Source organism: Acidaminobacter hydrogenoformans DSM 2784 (genome assembly GCF_900103005.1).
Taxonomy (GTDB): domain Bacteria; phylum Bacillota; class Clostridia; order Peptostreptococcales; family Acidaminobacteraceae; genus Acidaminobacter; species Acidaminobacter hydrogenoformans.
The window spans coordinates 36,764-54,598 of the sequence record NZ_FMWL01000015.1; the positions used below are offsets into that span (position 1 = coordinate 36,764).

13 protein-coding genes are annotated in these 17,835 nt (G+C 46.0%); 3 read left to right on the forward strand and 10 right to left on the reverse strand.

What is annotated here, in order from left to right:
* Positions 1-92: 92 nt before the first annotated feature.
* Both BLP63_RS12355 and BLP63_RS12360 read left to right on the forward strand, forming a co-directional pair.
* The gene (locus BLP63_RS12355; RefSeq protein WP_207646467.1) at positions 93-1,868 is read left to right on the forward strand and encodes an SLC13 family permease; all 1,776 of its coding nucleotides are present in this window, start codon (positions 93-95) and stop codon (positions 1,866-1,868) included.
* Between the two features lie 57 nt (positions 1,869-1,925).
* The gene (locus BLP63_RS12360; protein WP_092592030.1) at positions 1,926-2,492 is read left to right on the forward strand and encodes a carboxymuconolactone decarboxylase family protein; all 567 of its coding nucleotides are present in this window, start codon (positions 1,926-1,928) and stop codon (positions 2,490-2,492) included.
* Positions 2,493-2,595: 103 nt separating this feature from the next.
* On the opposite strand, the gene BLP63_RS12365 is transcribed toward BLP63_RS12360, so the two are convergent.
* From BLP63_RS12365 to BLP63_RS12390, 6 genes are all read right to left on the reverse strand, one after another.
* On the reverse strand, positions 2,596-3,237 hold the full coding sequence (locus BLP63_RS12365; RefSeq protein WP_092592032.1) for a hypothetical protein: 642 nt from the start codon (positions 3,235-3,237) through the stop codon (positions 2,596-2,598).
* A gap of 277 nt (positions 3,238-3,514) precedes the next feature.
* A complete protein-coding gene (locus BLP63_RS12370; RefSeq protein ID WP_092592034.1) occupies positions 3,515-3,712 on the reverse strand; it encodes a hypothetical protein in 198 nt (65 codons plus the stop codon).
* 66 nt (positions 3,713-3,778) lie between these two features.
* Positions 3,779-4,783: an ABC transporter permease gene (locus tag BLP63_RS12375; protein WP_092592036.1), complete on the reverse strand. Its 1,005-nt coding sequence runs from the start codon at positions 4,781-4,783 to the stop codon at positions 3,779-3,781.
* Between the two features lie 13 nt (positions 4,784-4,796).
* Positions 4,797-5,912: an ABC transporter permease gene (locus tag BLP63_RS12380; RefSeq protein ID WP_092592038.1), complete on the reverse strand. Its 1,116-nt coding sequence runs from the start codon at positions 5,910-5,912 to the stop codon at positions 4,797-4,799.
* Positions 5,913-6,767, reverse strand: a complete 855-nt coding sequence (locus tag BLP63_RS12385) for an ABC transporter ATP-binding protein (RefSeq protein WP_092592040.1) — start codon at positions 6,765-6,767, stop codon at positions 5,913-5,915.
* A gap of 60 nt (positions 6,768-6,827) precedes the next feature.
* On the reverse strand, positions 6,828-8,030 hold the full coding sequence (locus BLP63_RS12390; RefSeq protein ID WP_170829442.1) for an efflux RND transporter periplasmic adaptor subunit: 1,203 nt from the start codon (positions 8,028-8,030) through the stop codon (positions 6,828-6,830).
* Between the two features lie 588 nt (positions 8,031-8,618).
* On the opposite strand from BLP63_RS12390, the gene BLP63_RS12395 reads away from it, so the two are divergent.
* Positions 8,619-9,569 (forward strand): DegV family protein, encoded by a 951-nt coding sequence (locus BLP63_RS12395; protein WP_092592044.1) that lies wholly within the window; start codon positions 8,619-8,621, stop codon positions 9,567-9,569.
* A 144-nt stretch (positions 9,570-9,713) separates the two neighbouring features.
* On the opposite strand, the gene BLP63_RS12400 is transcribed toward BLP63_RS12395, so the two are convergent.
* From BLP63_RS12400 to BLP63_RS12415, 4 genes are all read right to left on the reverse strand, one after another.
* Positions 9,714-11,990 (reverse strand): ATP-binding cassette domain-containing protein, encoded by a 2,277-nt coding sequence (locus BLP63_RS12400; protein ID WP_092592046.1) that lies wholly within the window; start codon positions 11,988-11,990, stop codon positions 9,714-9,716.
* A gap of 199 nt (positions 11,991-12,189) precedes the next feature.
* Positions 12,190-14,232 carry an FAD-dependent oxidoreductase gene (locus BLP63_RS12405; protein WP_092592048.1) on the reverse strand — a complete coding sequence of 681 codons (2,043 nt, stop codon included), beginning with the start codon at positions 14,230-14,232 and terminating at the stop codon, positions 12,190-12,192.
* A 395-nt stretch (positions 14,233-14,627) separates the two neighbouring features.
* Entirely contained in the window at positions 14,628-17,069 is a 2,442-nt protein-coding gene (locus BLP63_RS12410; RefSeq protein ID WP_092592050.1) for a hypothetical protein, read from the reverse strand.
* A 51-nt stretch (positions 17,070-17,120) separates the two neighbouring features.
* Positions 17,121-17,582, reverse strand: coding sequence for a peroxiredoxin family protein (locus tag BLP63_RS12415; RefSeq protein WP_092592052.1), 462 nt, complete (start codon positions 17,580-17,582; stop codon positions 17,121-17,123).
* Positions 17,583-17,835: the final 253 nt, after the last annotated feature.

Below are 17,835 nucleotides of genomic sequence, written 5' to 3' on the forward strand. Positions count from 1 at the left end.
GTCCTCATCCTGGTCACCTTAATTTAAGCAAATTAATTCTTCTCTTGTCAAATGATAATGCTTCTGAATACCCTGCGAGGAGTTGATACGCCGTGCAAACCGAACATTACATGATTTTTTCACTGATCACCCTAATGCTGGTCTTTTTTATATGGGGAAAATGGCGCTATGACGTCGTCGCTATGGCGACACTTCTCATAGCAAGCTTTGTTGGTCTGGTACCTATTGATAATGCTTTTGAAGGCTTCAGCAATCCAGCTGTGATCACCGTCGCAGCCGTCCTGGTCGTCAGCAAAGGCCTGACTAATGCCGGTGTGGTGGATTTCATCGCGAAACACCTCTTAAAAACTGGTGACAACACCATGGTTCAAATGACGCTGTTAGTTCTGACGGTCACCATAGGCTCCGCGTTCATGAATAACATTGGTGCACTTGCCTTAATGATGCCCGTCGCCTTAAAGCTATCCAGAAAAAACAACAAATCACCCTCAATATTTCTAATGCCTCTGGCATTTGGATCACTCCTTGGCGGTATGATGACTTTGATTGGAACCCCGCCCAATATCATAATTTCAATGTACCGTGCAGAGTCAACTGGAAGCAGTGCCTTCGGTATGTTTGATTTTCTTCCAGTAGGCGGAGGTGTTGCTTTAGCTGGGGTTTTATTTATCTTGCTGTTAGGTTGGCGGCTGATCCCCAAAAGGACGGGCGGAAAATCTGCGGAAGACCTATTTGAGATTAAAGATTACATCACTGAAGTCTTAGTTCCAGAGGATTCTCAATACATTGAAAAAACTGTGTCCGAACTCGAAAGCACCATAGAGGGCGATCTAAAAGTCGTCGCTGTCTATAGAAATGACAAAACTTTCGCGGCACCTTCGCTCAGCTTGAAATTCAAATCAAACGACTCTGTTGTCATTGAATCCGCAGCCCAGGAATTTCAGGAGCTTCTCGCCGCGACCGACCTTGTTTTGGCGGAAACAAGCAAATTGTCTCAGGCGGATATCAGCTCAGACGAAATTGAAATCATTGAAACCGTTGTCATGACAAATTCATTTCTGATTGGCAGATCCGCCAGATCCATGAAATTCAGGTCCAGATATGGCATCAATATCCTTGGGGTTGCGAGAGAGGGCGTCAGGATCAAGAACACGCCTGATACCATTAGCTTTCGCATTGGTGACATACTCTTACTGCAAGGAAATCCGGATACCATAAACGACCTGATCTCCCAGTGGGGCTGCCTGCCTTTAGCCGGCAGGGGCCTGACCCTTGGCAAAACAAAAAAACTACTGCCAGGGATTGGCATGTTCGCAGCCGCTATTGCTTTGACAGCCTTTGGCATCATACCCGTTCAAATTGCCTTCATCTCTGTCGCGGTCTTAATGGTTGTAGGAAAATTTTTATCCCTTAGAGAAGTCTATGAAAGCATTGACTGGTCCATCATTATCCTTTTGGGCGCAATTATTCCTGTAAGTAAAGCCCTTGAAACTACAGGGGGCGCTCAATTAATCGCGCAAAATATTCTCGGTATTGCTGATAAAATTCCTCTCTGGGCTTCAATAGCGGTAGTTCTCACCGTTTCCATGACGCTGTCTGACATAGTCAACAACGCGGCCGCCGTTTTAATCATGGCACCAATAGCCGTCGAAATTGCATCTGGACTCAGCGTCTCCCCGGATTCATTTTTGATGAGCGTTGCCATTGGGGCGTCCTGCTCATTTCTCACGCCTATTGGCCATCAGTCAAATACGCTGATCATGGGGCCGGGTGGCTATAAGTTTGGGGACTATTGGAAAATGGGGCTGCCTCTTGAAATCATAGTGGTTTGTGTGGCGACCCCGCTCATCATGTTGACTTGGCTATAAGCGGAAAAGGAGCCAGCTTCCTTTTCCTCCTGTTTAATCAAGGAGGTCTACATCCAAATGGCTGCATTTATTGATCCCCCTAAGAAAGTTCCCCTTTTTCTAAGACCCGGAATTTGGCTCGCAAAGAAATTTACCGGCAAGGACCTTGAGGTGCCCAGGCTCCTGTCCTGGTATCCCAAAGCGGCCATGGGCTCGGCGGCACTTGAGTCCCTGGTCGCGCACAAGGACAAGACCATCTCAGAGCGGATGCTGAAGCTCGTTCGAATGCAGGCCTCTTTTACGGCTTACTGTCCGTTTTGCATCGATATGAATTCCTCCGAGTACGCAAAATCAGGCATCACACCTGAGGAGCTATCCGCGCTCCAAGACCATACGCTCATTTCAACCACCCATTCCTTCTCAACTCGCGAAAAATTGGCACTGGAATACGCAAGATTGATCTCCGACACGCCGCTGTCTTTCCCGGATGCGTTTATCAACGCCTTAAAGCAACACTTCACGGAGCGCGAAATTGTCATTCTCGCCAGTACGGCGGCTCAAGTCAATTACTGGGCCAGATTAATCCACGGGCTGGGGATTCCACCGGCAGGATTTTCTGGTGCCTGTAAGCTCCCGGAGGAATAGCGCAGCTGACTACAAAGAGAAAAACCATTGGCAACGTCCCTGAAGCTTTTTGAAAGCTTTCAAGGTGTTTAGCCAATGGTTTTTTGCGCCTCAGTCCGATTCACTAAGTTTGCTTTGCTGAGACTGCGCTGTGTGCCTCTGCTCTGAATTTCCTGTAGATACCAATAGCGAGGCCCACCCCAACACCGTGGGCCAGCGTGATTGCCAAGCTGTTCAGGTCAATCCTTCCAAGTGGCATGAAAAGCATTTGCAGATCATATCTGATGACGGCACCCGTATTAAACGCCACCACCATGCGTCCAAAAGGAATGGCAGCAATGGCACAGACAAGAATAAAAAGAACTATCGCTTTTTTCCCAAAGAGTGAAGTGCCTACAGCCGCGCCAAAAATGGCAGCCATAAACATTACAGCCATAGTGTCCGGGATGCCTGCATTTTCTATACTCTGACTAAAGGCATGAGGCAGCAGCGCGCCTATACCCTCGAACACCCCAAAGGTAATCAGAAGTCCAAGGGGCATAGCGATAAGACCAGCAAGAACTACCCGCATCGTCTTTTTACCCATTTGAAGGAAAAGCCCAAGAAGCAGCGCGCCTATCCCCCCGGAAATAAGCATGCCCATCAGGTAATTATCCGTCCTCAAAATAAACATATCCGCCAGCAGTCCACTGATCATAAAAGCGGCAAAGCCAAGCAGCGTTGTCCAGAGTATGTAGCCATAACCATAGGTTTTATCCTCTGACATTACGATGACCTCCCTTTGTGACAAACTAAAATGTCGTTTTGTTGCTATATTGTACAAGAATGAAATTGTTCTTTTGGTGTAATTATACACTATTTGAGCATATTTGTCAATATGGCTGAAACCCCACTGATTGCATGCTCCGGCTTTTGATTTCTCAGAAGCGTGTTCGCGAAAAGACCATCGGCAACGTCCCTGAAGCTACAAAAAGCTTTCAAGGCGTTTTGCCGATGGTCTCACAATCCACGCCGCACCATAACACAACCTTCTAGATGAGCCATCACCTCGTAAACAGCCAAATCCCCAAAACCAGAAAAATCACAGCCCAGACATAGAAAAATACTTCTGTGCCTTTTTCGCCCATTATTTTTATAAAGAATTTAATTTTTTTCATGCTCCATATTTTTTCTGGCTTTGTAATGGCAATCACAACAACGACCGCAGCATAGATTACTGCTAAAGCACCCCATAATTTCATGATTAACCCTCCTCGTATAGAATTTCATAAAAAATCCAAGGCACGACATCATAAAATAGCAACCGACTACTCCAATCCTTTTCTTATTCTCGGTGCCAGCACCAAAAACACCACCACACCAATGCCAAAGACGATCCCTGAGTACATCATGATCTCAAGCCAGGAACCGCTGTTTGAAAGCACAAGATCATTCCCTTTGTAGGTCCAGTAAAACGGAATCCAGTAAAATAGAAACTGCCATTTATCCGCCAACAGCTCTTCTCCAGCAATAGATCCAAACAGAGGCAGAAACAGCATCTTCATATTGCCCGCGGCATTCATGACATCATCATTGTTGACGCCTTCAATGAACCCCACGAGGATGCTGATAATGCACGAAGTCACTACCATCAGAATCGCGTGGAAATAGTTTATGCTTCTGAAACCGGTGATGATCAGAATAAGCAAAGTGCCCACCACCGGGACGGCGACGCCAATCATACTCTTCCCAGCTATAAAGGCCATCCTGGAAACGGGTGACAAATGGATTGCACTTATGGTATTGTCCGTTTTTTCTTCAACTATGTTCAGCGCAATGATCATGCCACCAAGCACAGAGGTGAAAATAATTGAGGTGTTGACCATGATTTTCTTAAGTGGCGGGATCTCTCTGCCATAGTCCACAATCTCAGCCATGGAGTCCTCCATGCTGATGTCATAATGGTCAAAAGCCGTTAGATTTCGAACATAGTCAATAATAAAATCCGGTTCATTCCCCTGAGTCAGGATAAAATAATCCTCCCCCTCACCCGGAAGCAGCCCTACAATATTGTCCCTTTTTCTAACCCGGTTCTCAACCGCTTCAACAGTGTCTAAAAGCTCTACCTTCGCAAACTGCCCAAAGTATTCCGCCTGGCTTGGGTTCTCCCCTTCCAGCAGCACAATTTCAACGGTCGTGTCATTGATGCCAGGTGAAAACACGTTAATGATTACAGCAAAAATAATTGGCACAACAAGAATGTACAAAGTGATAAAATTTCTCACACTGGTTCTCAGATCCCTTTGAAATATTAAGAGGATCTTCTTGATCATGTTCAACCCTCCTTCACAGGGACAGGGTTTTCTTAAATCTGTAGTTTGCCAGAATAAAGATATCCACCCCAAGCACCGCAAAACCAAGTGACGCCACCAGCACATAGGCCATGTTGCCGTTGACCGATATAATTTCCTTGAAGCTCTGAAGCATAACATAGCTTGGGATGATCTTAACCCAATCCGGGTCCCAGCTTGGCGTAAAATACGATATATTAGGCATGATCATTATGACTATGATGATGTACATGGCGCCAAAGGCTTCGACAATATCCTTGTAATAGCTTGTGAGAAACAGTCCAAGAGAGGCTGCAAAAAATCCAGAGGTTATAATGAACAGGATCATGGCTGGATAGTTCGGCTGAGCGCCCATGACGGGCACGGTGATGATCAGGGTGGTCACTATGCTCGTGAGAATGATCACGCCAATTTTGCTGAAAAGATAATGCCAGACAGAGCAGGCGGTGATGGCATAGGCTTTGATGATGCCTTCATTTTTGTCCAGAAAGATATAGGCAGCAATGATAAACAGGCTCATAAGACTGCCATTGAACGTCAAAAATACCGGGATCAAATTCTCTTTGTCACTTAACGGCGCTGTATCCTGATAAAGGCTCCGGACCTGGAGCTTATCCGAATAGTCCTTAATAACGTCATGCCCTGCAAATCTGTTGTGATAGACCAGAAGCAAATTTTTTAGTTTTTGGGTTTCAAAGCCCTGCAAATAATAGGTATGAAGGATACGCCCATCCTCATTGACACGCACATGCACGGTTGGAACTCTTTCCGTGCTTGAAAAGGTATTAAGGGCCTCCAGGCTGTCGAGCAAATAGATTTTTGACTCAGAGGTTTCATAAAGCGCAGCGCTGAAAACGTTTTTACCCGCTTTGACCTCAACCTGCTCCACCGTTTCATCAAGATCCTCTTCACGCAGAGACTTCATATATCTTTCCTTGACGACCTGAGGCAAATCGAGATAGAGATACTCTTTACCCTTACTGTCGAAATCCTCTGGGATGACAAAAACCAGAATCAGCAGGAGGACTACCGCCATCCCAATTTCAATGTAAAAATACCAGCTCTTTGAAGACAGGATCAGCTCTTTTGAAAAACTGTACCATAGTTTCATTCAAACCAATTCCCTTCCGGTAACCTTGATAAAGATTTCCTCAAGTGTGGCTTCCTTGGTATGCATTGTTTGAATGTCGCAGTTATGGATGACGTCAGTTAATCGATCCTTTTCCTCCTCAAGCACAGTGGAAAATTTATCCTTGATCAATATGTTATCTTTGAAATATTCGACCTCCACCAGCTTTTCGCCATATTTCAGCTTAAGCTCCTTGGGTGAATCTATCAGTCTGATTTTTCCATCGACAATAAACGCGACTCTGTCACACAGCTCATCCGCAATGTACATGTTGTGCGTAGTCAGGAAGATGGTGACACCTTTTTCGTTTTCCTGCTTGATGATGTCCTTGATGTTGGAGGCAATGGCTGGATCCAGGCCGGTCGTTGGCTCATCCAAAAACCAGATCTCCGGATTATTGATCATGGATCTCGCGAAGGTAAGCCTGTGCTTCATCCCTTTGGAGTACTTACCTGCCTTTATGTTTTCCTTTCCATCCAGCCCTACAAGCTTGATCAGCTCCATGGGATCTTTAGTTTTCACGTCAAACAGCTTTCTGTAGAATTCAAGATTTTCAAGACCGGACATTTTGTTATAAACATTGGACTGTTCAAAGGACATGCCTATCTTATTGAACATTTCATTCTTAATGTGTTTAATGTCATAGCCCGCGACCTCGACTTCCCCTTTCTGAAGCTGCAAGAGGCCGACCAGGATGTTCTGCGTCGTGGATTTACCGGCACCTGAAGGCCCTAAAAATCCAAAGATTTCTCCTTTTCCAATTTCAAAGCTTACATCATAGACGGCATAATTTTCGTCATTGCTATATGAATGGTAAAGGTTTTTAACTTTGATCATAGAAATCATCCCTTCTTAAACCACCCAATTCTCCAGTTTCCAAGGCGATCAAAACTCCCCCTAATCCTCCTCGTAATTCAGGATGACCAGATCCCCTTCTGACAACCCCTCTTTGACCTCAAGTTTATTTTGGACTTCTGCACCTGTCGTGATTTCTCTCTCAACAGGCTTTTTATCCTCCAAAACGGTCACATAGTTCTTTGAGTCCTTTTGATACACAGCGCTTAATGGGACAAGCAGCGCGTCTCTTGGGGTCTCAACCCTCACCCTTGTGTTCACCTCAAGTCCATAGGCGAGGTCTTCAGAAGAAGCAGGCAGGCTGATTTCCACAGTTTGTCGGTTCTCCTCCACACCCAGCTCTGACAATGTGATAAAGGCCTTTGGATGCACTTTGCTCACCTTCAGATTTTCAATCACAATCCCTAACGCTGGGTCATTAATTTCCACGTCCATATCAGGTCTTATTTGCCTGGCCTCTTCCACCATAAAATCCACTAAGACGACTTTTTCTGACGGATCCTGAAGCTCAATAATCACGGTTCCCGGAGATGGGATATCCCCCGCAAAGGTATTGACTTCAGTCACAATGCCATCACGCTCCGCATAAATCAGTAAGTCCTCCCTGTTTTTTTTATACATCTCCAAAGTGAGCAGCATAACGTCTATTTCCGCCTCATATCGCTTTCTGGTATTCGCTGAAACCCCTTTGACAAGCTGATTGTAGGTATTCTGTGCTTGCTCAAGACGCCTCTGAAGTGCCTCTATGGCTCGCGTCTCCTGCTCCAGTTCAATTAAAGGTATGGCGCCAGCATTGTAGAGTTCCTCTGTTTGCGCCTTATTTTTTACCGCCCATTCCAAATCGCTCCTGAGACTCGAAATTTCTATCCTGGCGTTGTTGACGCTCCCCACGTCCGTACTTGACAGGACCTCGCGATAGGTCGCTCTCAAAGCTTCGATCTGCTTTTCGACTTTTTTAATCTCAAGCTCTGAATTATCTTCATATTTAATCAAAAGCTGTCCTTTGGTCACATAGTCCCCCAGCTTCAAAGTCATCTCCTCGACCTTACCTGCGCCATTGCCATAGTACCTTATGATCGAACTTGAGCTGATCCTGCCAACCTCCTCAACATATTTTTCCACGGTTCCCTTTGTCACCTCAACTGTGTTGTACTTTTCTCCAATATTTCCTTTTGTCAAAATATAAAATATGCCCGCGCCCAAGGATGAAAAGATAATAAATGCAATGATCAATTTCTTTTTCATGGCGGCCTCCATTTCTTTCCGACATAGTCTTTAGTTCAGTTAAAACCTTAAGTGCCTGCTTGCCGATGGTGATCCGTCCCACAAGTGCGCACTTGCCATATTACGACTCCAGTCCGCTGCCCTGGTTAGACTTAAGATGAAATTTTTTGATTATTATGCACTATACCCCGAATTGAAGGTTTTAGTCCTTGCTGAGCAGATCTGATCTGGCAGCTGGTGCTTGGGAAGGGTGAAAAGAAAATAACCATCGGCAAAGCTCTGTCCTTAAACTTAAAAGCCCAAGGCGCTGTGCCGATGGTCATAGGATTCCACATAGCGCCAAGCGCTACTAATGCTCTTTTCGAAGGTCGGGTCACAGGCTTAATTTGTTCCAGCACTTCCATGTCAGTAGTGTTAAAGCATTTTGAAATATATATTGAATAATTCAAATCTATGATACTATTATTTTAAAATGATAATAATGATTATTATGATAAGTTGCGTTGCTGAAGTAACTCGAGCTGATTGTATTTCAGCAAAGACGCATGGTCAGATATAACAGTCCAACAGGTTTATTGGAAAAAAGGCCTAAAATATTGGAGGTTAACCATGGTAAAAATTATTGCAGACTCAACGTGTGATTTGTCTGATGAAATCTTAGCCCGCTATCATATCAGCGTAGCGCCTCTTATTATTCACATCAACGACAAAGACTACAGGGATCGTATTGACATTCAGCCTGATGAGTTTTACAGCATGATGATGGACCTCGATAAAAATCCAACGACCGCCATGCCAAGCCCCACAGAATTTGTTCGATGTATGGAAGAAGGAGTCGCGGAAGGCTGCAAGGAAATATTATGTATCTGTATGTCAAGCGGAACGAGCGGTTCCTACCAATCTGCCATGCTCGCGAAAGAGCTGTTTTACGAGCAGTATGATCCAGACGAATTTAAGGTGCATGTTGTTGACTCCTTGTGCATGAGCCACGGCAGCGGTTACTTGATTTTAAAGTCGGCAGAGCTCCGGGAAATTGGATACAGCTTTGAAGAATTGGTTTCATTCAATGAAACGTTTAAAAAACACGTCAAGCATTACCTGTCCGTAGATGATCTGGACAATCTGATCAGAAGCGGCAGACTGTCCAATACAAGCGCATTTATTGGCAAGATTTTAAAGCTCAAGCCCATCATGACCATGAAGGATGGGAAAGGCGCCATTGTCGCTAAGGAACGGGGCCGCCGGAAGGTTCTCGAGCATTATGTCAGGGAATTTATGAGCCGTGTTGACGAGGCGCTGACGACCTTTGTAATTATTGGCTATACCTCTGACCAAGCCTATGCTGAGAATTTGAAGTTGAAATTGCTGCAGGAAAGTAACTTCCGCGGGGATGTATACATCATGCAAATGGGCGTTTCCGTAGGCACTCATGTTGGGCTGGGCGGAGTCTCCATGTTTTTTATTGAAAAAGACAGACATCATGATGGATTGCTGGCAAATGAATTGAACAATTTCGTCGCAAAACGAGATGAATTTCTTGAGAAGTTTAAGAAACGTTAGGTGTCGGAACTAAATTTAAACACACTCAAAAAGCGCTGCTGGGTTCATAGCAACGCTTTTTTTTCTTGAAAGGAAATCCGTTCATGAAAGTAGGGGTATTGCGTTGGTTCAAGCGCTCTCTTCTTATTGTATGAGAAGGTTTACTTAGTCCAGATCCTGCTCAGACTGCTGCAGCTTCTTCAGATATTGTCCGGTATAACTTCTCTGACAGTCCATCAAGTCCTCTGGTGTCCCTTCAAAAAGTATCTCGCCGCCTTTAGCCCCGCCTTCAGGACCCAGATCAATGATCCAGTCAGCGTGTCCAATAACCTCCAGATTGTGCTCTATGACAATGACCGTGTTGCCATGCGCCACCAGATGCTTAATGATGTCAAGCAGCCTTTCAATATCCGCCATGTGCAGGCCGGTGGTCGGCTCATCCATGACATAGATATTTCCCTTTTTCTGCAGCTCTGAAGCCAGCTTGATCCTCTGGGCTTCCCCGCCGGACAAGGTGCTGAGCGGCTGCCCAAGCTCAAGATACCCAAGGCCTACCTCACACAGCACTTCCAGCTTACGGTTGATTTCCGGATGGTCAAAGAATCCGCGCAGCTCTTGAAGGGTCGTTATCAGGACTTCGTGTATATTCTTGTCCTTATATTTGAGTGAGAGGACTTCCTCTGTATACCGCTTGCCCTGACACTCTTCGCAGGTCACCTTGACGGCGTCCATAAAATGCATTTCGTAGCTGATGACCCCCAGCCCATTACATTTCGGACAGGCGCCGCTTGAATTGAAGCTGAATAAAGACGGGCTCGAATTTGAGCCCTGGGCAAATTCCTTTCGGATCAGGTCAAAGATTCCGGTATAAGTCGCCGGATTGGATCGTGAGTTTTTCCCAATGGCGGACTGGTCAATGACAACCGCGTCCTTGTATTGCTTCAGAAAGGTCTCTAAAATCAGACTGCTCTTCCCGGAGCCTGCGACACCTGTAATACAGGTCAGAACCCCTTTAGGAATTTTAGTCGAAACATTTTTTAGATTATGCAGCGAGGCATTTTTTATTTCTATGTAGCCATGATGCGGTTTTCTTTCGCCGGAACAGACTTTCTGATGCCTTAAATATTCCCCTGTCAGACCTGCCGAGTCAAGCAGACCTTTCACCGGCCCGGCATAGACAACTTCACCACCGTGAGACCCCGCTTTTGGACCAATATCTATGGCATATTCAGCTCTCAGGATCATGTCTGGGTCATGCTCCACGAAAAACACACTGTTTCCCTTGTCCCTCAGCTTCACCAGCATGCCCACCAGCTTGTCGGTATCTCTGGGGTGCAGGCCTATGGACGGCTCATCCAGGATATACATTAAGTCCACAAGATCGCAGTCCAACTGCTTAGCCATCTTCACCCGCTGGCTTTCTCCCCCTGAAAGTGTCGCCACAGACCTGTTCAGCGACAGGTATCCAACCCCAATCTCTATGAGATGGCATAAAATCTGCTTCATCTTTTTGAGAATAGGCTGCGCGAGACTATGGTCAATGGTGTCGAGAAACTCCAGGAGTGCTGTAAACTCCAGATGGATCAGATCCGGTATTGTCTTGCCGTTCACCTTAACACTTCGGGCTTGATCATTGATGCGCGAGCCGTGGCAAGCGTCACAGTCCATGTAACTGAAATACCTTTGATAGGCGTCCTTCTTGACGGCAGGTAGCTCCTCAGGGGCTTTGTTCAGATAATCCCGTTCAAGTCGCTCTGCTATGCCATTAAAAGTCTTGGCATAGGTTCCGGCGCCGTGAGCCCTGCTGATGGGGATGTCCTTGGCATACAAGAGCTTATTGATCTCCTCTTCTGAGAAATCCCTCAGCTTCTTATCCACGTCAAACAGGTCAATGGCCACCATTTCCCGCCAGTTCCAGCCCCCAACCTTGTGATCCGGATGGGTGATCCCGCCTTCCCGGATGGTTTTATCCAGGTCCAGCAGCTGAGCCACATCCACTTTGATTCTTTTTCCGAGACCATGACACTCTGGGCACATACCGGCAGGGTGGTTGAAGCCAAAGACAAAAGATGGCCCAATAAAGGGTTCCCCACAGCGGGAAAACAGCAGTCTGAGATAGGTATAGAGCTCTGTTGCCGTCCCCACGGTACTTCTCATAGTTGTGCCCATGCGCTTTTGATCTATGACAATAGCCGTGGACAGGTTTTGAATGTCGTCGACGTCCGGCCGGGAGAGCTTAGGCATCCTCTCCCGGGCGAAGGAGGAAAAGGTTTCAATCAGCTGGCGCTGGGCTTCTGTGTAGATCGTGTCAAACACCAGCGAAGATTTGCCTGATCCGGACACACCGGTAAACACGACCAGTTTGTTTTTTGGGATCGTCAGAGAAATGCTTTTCAGGTTATGCGTTCTCGCGTTGTGAATCAGAATCTGATCAGGCTTCATGTGACTTTAGCCCCCTTCGTTAACAGCCAAGTGTCAATTTTACTGTCTCGGCGGTTGAGACGGATCACTTTCAACTAAGCTATGTATACCCCTTTGACATTAGGGCTCACGGAGAAGATAAAAAGACCATCGGCAGCACACTCAAGCTTTAAAGCCCAGTGAGTGCTGCCGATGGTCTCATATTATCCTTCCGCTACCATTAGCTTGTTCTGGAGCGCGACATCATTCTCGTGACGCCGCCGCCATTTTCAACATCCGTATAGCCATAGTAGTTGAGAATCTGCGTCGCATAGGCACTTCGCGCACCCGTCGCACAGTAAAGGATTATTTTTCTGTTCTTATTTCCGAGCTCATGGATTCTATTCTGTATTTCGTCCAAAGGGATATTGATTGCGCCGGGAACCGCGCCGTAAGAAAATTCTTCATCCGAACGCACGTCTACAATTAAAGGCTCATTGGATGCTTCCTTTTTGGCATCCACTTTTGGAAGTTCACTTACTTTCGCTGTATTTGCAGCTTCAGTGACTTCTGCTTCGGAATTTTCGCCAATTTGCTTCGGATCCGGCGCCGGGAGGTCCAATTGGAAGGTTGACGGGGCGACTGCCCTGACATAGCCTGAAAGGCTTGAAAAACCTCCGCTGACATTGAATACGTTGGTAAAGCCTGCGCCTGTGAGGGTACGGAGCGCCTGATGGCCTTTCTTACCCGTTTGGTCGTAAACATAGATCCGCTTATTCTTTGGAAGCGCATTCAGCTTTGATGGAAGAAGCTCAAGCGGAATATTGACCGCGCCTGCAACATGAGATTTATTAAAGGCGAAAACATCCCTAACATCCAGCCAGAAGGCCTTTTCACTTTCTGGCGCGGCGTCCAGTTCAGAGATTGTAAGCGCAGGCGAGTAGCCGGAAATCCTGTTTTCTGCGACATAGGCCGCCATATTCATGGCGTCATTGGCAGTGCCAAGCGGTGGTGCATAGGCGAAATCCATGTCTGCAAGGTCAGAGACGGTCAGCTTTGCTGCCGCAGCAGCTGCCAAGACATCCAGCCTTCTGTCAGCGCCTGCGTAGCCCGCTGTCTGTCCGCCCAGTACGACGCCGGTCTCTCTGTCGTAAACGACCAGAACTGACACTTGCTCAGCGCCCGGATAATAAGAGGTATGGTGCTCTTTATGAATCACAACCGCGTCCGCATTCAGCCCTGCAGCTCTGGCAGCTTTTAAGGAAAGACCTGTGGTTCCTGCTACCGCTTCAAAGACTCTGACAATGGAGGTGCCTATGGAGCCTTTGTATTCATGGCGTTTGCCTAAGGCATTTTCCGCCGCAATTCTGCCTTGGCGGTTGGCAGGTCCGGCAAGCGGGATGCGCACTTTCTTGCCATGCACCCGGTGCTCGAGCTCCACCATGTCCCCTGCCGCATAAATGTTGTCATCACTGGTTTTCAGCGTTTGATCCACCAGCAGTCCGCCGGCATCACCTATAGCAAGGCCTGCATCTGCAGCAAGCTTTAATGTGGGACGTACACCAATGGAAAGCAGGACCAGATCCGCGTCCACACTGGCGCCATCCTTCAGGGTCACGTTGTTTCTTCCAATGGCGTCCACTGCTTTATTGGTCAGGACGTCCACACCGTAAGCGGTCATTTCTTCCTGTATAAATCCTGCGATTTCGGCTTCCATAATGGCCATGACATGCGGCATCATTTCGACCACAGAGACCTTCAGCCCTCTCTTGACAAGCGCTTCTGCCATTTCGAGGCCAATAAACCCACCACCTACGACGACTGCGGTCTTGGGATTCTTATTTTCAATAAAGGTATGGATCTTGTCCATGTCCTCAAGGGTCCAGAGCTGGAAAACATGATCCTGGTCGGCACCTGGGATTGGTGGGGCAATAGGCTTTCCGCCCTGCGCCAGAATCAGCTTAGTATAATCAAAAGTCTTCTTCTCACCGGTACGTGAATCGACTGTATGAACGACTTTGTTTTCTCTGTCAATCTCCGTGGCGGCTGTATGGATGTGAACCGCTGTCTGATATTGCTCATTAAAGCTTTCCGGGCTTTGAAGGATCAGCTTGGATCTGCTTTTAATGTCTCCGCCTATATAATAAGGAAGTCCGCAGTTCGCGAATGAAATATCCGGGCCGGACTCAAGAATTGTAATCTCAGCGTCTGATGAAATGCGTCTCGCTTTTGCAGCCGCGGTAGCGCCCGCTGCGACACCGCCAATAATAACTATTTTCTCCATGTTGATCTCCTCCATAATTAAAAAATCATATTGATAGCAGCTGGTGGCATCTCTCACAGCGCTATATACCTATACCCCGTATAGGTATAATAAGACTTTTTTTTGTATCTGTCAACCCCCCCTTGACTAAGTAATTGGAATTTTAGATCCCACTGACAGTCAGTGCCAGCATTTATGGCTGAACACTGAACGCCGCTCAGGCTGTGGCGTTCAGCGTGCGTGACATGATCATACAAAAAAACATCGGCAGAATCTCTTGGCTTTTAAAAGCTTCAAAGATCCTGACGATGTTTTTTTACGCCAATTACACACGAGTTCAAAATTTTAAATTTCATACTCCCGACAAGATTGCACTTTATCATCCATATTCAGTCGAATACGCCGCTGCTGTGGTCTTAAGAGGAATGCGACCTGAACCTGCTAATCAGAAAAATCCCGCCCACAATCACAGCAAGGATCACCGCTACTTTGACAAACAGAATGGTTTCTGCGCCTTTCTCATTTTCCCCTGTATCATTAAAATCGAATTCAAAGGCTTTTCCATTTTCATCAAATGCATGATCCAAAAAATAACCGTTCTGCAATATGGCGGCGTAGTTTCGCCTAAAATCTATGGAGGAAAAAACTAAAGGCGCTTCATCCTGACCTTCCGGCCAAACAGTGAGCTCACAGTCATAACCTGCAGGTGGCACCTCAACATAAACCATGCCTTGCAAATTGACTGTCTTCGTTGAATAATCCAGTGCGGGATGATCATAAAATTTTACCTGCACATTATAGTAAGGCAGATCATTGGCCACGCGGATATAATGACCGGAGAAAGGCTGCGAGCTTCTTCTTTTCGGATCAGAAGCATAGGCTGCCGAACCAATGGGATCCCCTTCCTTATACTGCATAGTCGGATTTCCATCTAAATCTCTTGTGGAATAATCGACAAACCGTTCCCCATTGGTGTAGATATTATCTTTATTGGAATCCATAAAGGCTTCGCCTATCGTGTAGACGCCGTCACCTGCCGCGCTGGAAAAGAAAAACCCATGATTTTTGAAAACCTGATCGATTTGGATCTTCTGACTGGGATACTTCACCATTAGCGCTTCATAAACCGCAGTAAAATCACTGCGGTATTCTTGCAAGACAGACCATAATTCCTCAAACGCTATGGCCACCGCATCATCATCCTCAGATGGATTGTCGATCAGATCCCAAAGCGTTCCCGCTACCGCAAATTCCTCAGCCTTGCCGCTTTCATCCCATGCTTTATAATTGACCTCAATATTCATTCTACCCGGAATAATCATTACCACATCATCGTTAACATAAGCCTGCATTGCTAATCCCATTAACACGGCGAAACCCTCCATATAGGAATCAGCGGTAGAAGTATTGGCGTATCCACCGTGGTTTATGTCGCCTTCCATTATTGGCAGTCTATGCCCATACATGCATTGCATGGCAAAATGACTGAATTCATGAAATACAGCATAGGGAAACAGCGGACTTTGATAGGAAGCGTGCAAATATGCTAAATAAATGTCGCCATTGGCTGGTTGGTAAAAAGAATCGAAGGCCTCGTTGATCTTTGTGATACTTCCACCCCTAAAAGCATGTACGTCAACAGGCAGCTGATAATCTAATGTCACACCCAGCGCCTCATTGTATATTTCAAAGGCATTTATCAAGGCTTCATAAAGCCTGATGTTCTCATTAACGCGTTCTTTATACTCCTTTTTCTCCTCAGCGGTGAGCTGTTCTTTCCACCCCTCACTGATGCTCACCGAATAGCCTTCCAACGGACAAAAATCAAACAAGATTTCTTCTTGAGAAGAAGCAGTTATAAATCCATCCGTTACGACAAGATAACATAAACGTTTATTGTCACGCTCATCAAATTGATTTAAAAAATTTACGCCTTCAGGATTATAAGAAAATTCAATTCCCAGCCTCAACTGATGGTCATCATTCAGCGGCTGATTAAGGGATAATACATATCTGCCTTGGGAATCTGAAACTGACCGCACATTCCCCATAATTTCACCATTTTTATTATAGAAGATTGCATGAACAATGGTATGGGGAATGGGTTTCGTGTGTTTTTGATCAAAATAGATCACGCCTTTTATTGACTTTGCAGCAATCTGCTCTGAATCTGCCGTATCTGGTAAAGAAGTGGCAACATCATCCGTTTTCCATTCATAAATGTATTTTGCGCCAAGCACCTTATCACAACGCACAACGACAAAGAGCGCTTTTTTCATTCCGGCTCTGCCTTGGCCAAAAGTCCCAGTAACCTCTTTTGTCTGGGATGCTACTTTGACCACACCGTCGGCAATAATAGCTTCACAAAGCCCAAGTCCGCTTTGATCGACAAAATCCCCGCTCCCTGCATCCAGTCGGCCAAAGGGTGCGGTAAGCTCCGCAAAGTAGGCTTTCATAGTAATCCCGCTATAATTTATGGAAAGTCGATCAAATTGATCGATGCGAGCGTTAAGATTAAGTGTTACTTTCTCATCGGGCGCTACTTTCTTGGGCGGAAGCGACCAGCTACCGGTTCTCGTCAGAACCTCATTCGAATAAGTATTATGTATGCCGTCATAAGTTGTTCGGTTGTACAAGACCGTAACACTGCCTTCTGTGTAATTGAACTTTGTTTCCCTCGTATCTGACTTATCTCCGATTATTTGGTCAGAGGGGATAACCGTTTCCGTTTCAACCAGTTGCCAATAGCCATTGCTTTCCGGCGAGGCAGCGAATACTGGATCGTTTAAACCCAGGAATGTTGAGCTAAGATGTGTAAAAAACACCGCAACTAAAATAATTAAAACGTATTTTCGCACGATTTCCCCTCCCTGCTCAATTCTTATGACACTTAAATATTGGCAATTTCACTACAGCGCATCTATGAGTTCGAGCAGTTCAGCCGTCTCAGGAATATCACTCATGGCGTGCCCATAGTGGACGTATCTGAGAATCCCTTTTTGATCCACCAGCATCTGGGCAGGCATTCTCCCGAGCTTGAACAAGTTGACCTTCTGCCCATATAATTTCAGGACGGAGAGCGTGTCATCAGGTATGCCGTAAAACTTCAGCGCGTTCTCTTCGAAGTATTTCCTGAAGGCCTTCGGGTTTTCGGGGCCAATGACGACAATTTTGGTATTCTTTTCTTCAAATTTCTCATAGTTTTGACGCAACTGCGCCATGTGCTTTTGGCAGAACGGTCAAACAAAGCCTCGGTTCAGCACAATCAAGACATTGCTCTTTCCTTGAAAATCAGACAGCTTGAATAAATCGCCTTTGTAATCATCCATTTGAAAATCTGGTGCCTCTTTGTTTAACGCAACACTGGACATGGCTTCAGCTCCTTCTGTAAGATATAGATTTAAAATCAATTTCTTGCCATTTGGCCACGGTTTCCTATTATAAGATACCGCTCTCCTTATATAAATTCCGCTTTGCAAAATAATTCAAACAACTATTTTGGTAAATTGAAAACGAAAGACCATTGGCAACTCTTTAAGCTTTCAAATGCCCAGGGAGAGGATTGCCGATGGTCTCAGTATTTCATCCAGATTACATTACAAAAATTGTCCTTTCAAACACCTG

Excerpts from the sequence above, each read along its gene's own strand:
- BLP63_RS12380 (WP_092592038.1), bottom strand. The coding sequence starts at position 5,912 with ATGAAACTATGGTACAGTTTTTCAAAAGAGCTGATCCTGTCTTCAAAG.
- BLP63_RS12400 (WP_092592046.1), bottom strand. The coding sequence starts at position 11,990 with ATGAAGCCTGATCAGATTCTGATTCACAACGCGAGAACGCATAACCTG.
- BLP63_RS12395 (WP_092592044.1), top strand. The coding sequence starts at position 8,619 with ATGGTAAAAATTATTGCAGACTCAACGTGTGATTTGTCTGATGAAATC.
- BLP63_RS12360 (WP_092592030.1), top strand. The coding sequence starts at position 1,926 with ATGGCTGCATTTATTGATCCCCCTAAGAAAGTTCCCCTTTTTCTAAGA.
- BLP63_RS12405 (WP_092592048.1), bottom strand. The coding sequence starts at position 14,232 with ATGGAGAAAATAGTTATTATTGGCGGTGTCGCAGCGGGCGCTACCGCG.
- BLP63_RS12385 (WP_092592040.1), bottom strand. The coding sequence starts at position 6,767 with ATGATCAAAGTTAAAAACCTTTACCATTCATATAGCAATGACGAAAAT.
- BLP63_RS12390 (WP_170829442.1), bottom strand. The coding sequence starts at position 8,030 with ATGAAAAAGAAATTGATCATTGCATTTATTATCTTTTCATCCTTGGGC.
- BLP63_RS12370 (WP_092592034.1), bottom strand. The coding sequence starts at position 3,712 with ATGAAATTATGGGGTGCTTTAGCAGTAATCTATGCTGCGGTCGTTGTT.
- BLP63_RS12365 (WP_092592032.1), bottom strand. The coding sequence starts at position 3,237 with ATGTCAGAGGATAAAACCTATGGTTATGGCTACATACTCTGGACAACG.
- BLP63_RS12375 (WP_092592036.1), bottom strand. The coding sequence starts at position 4,783 with ATGATCAAGAAGATCCTCTTAATATTTCAAAGGGATCTGAGAACCAGT.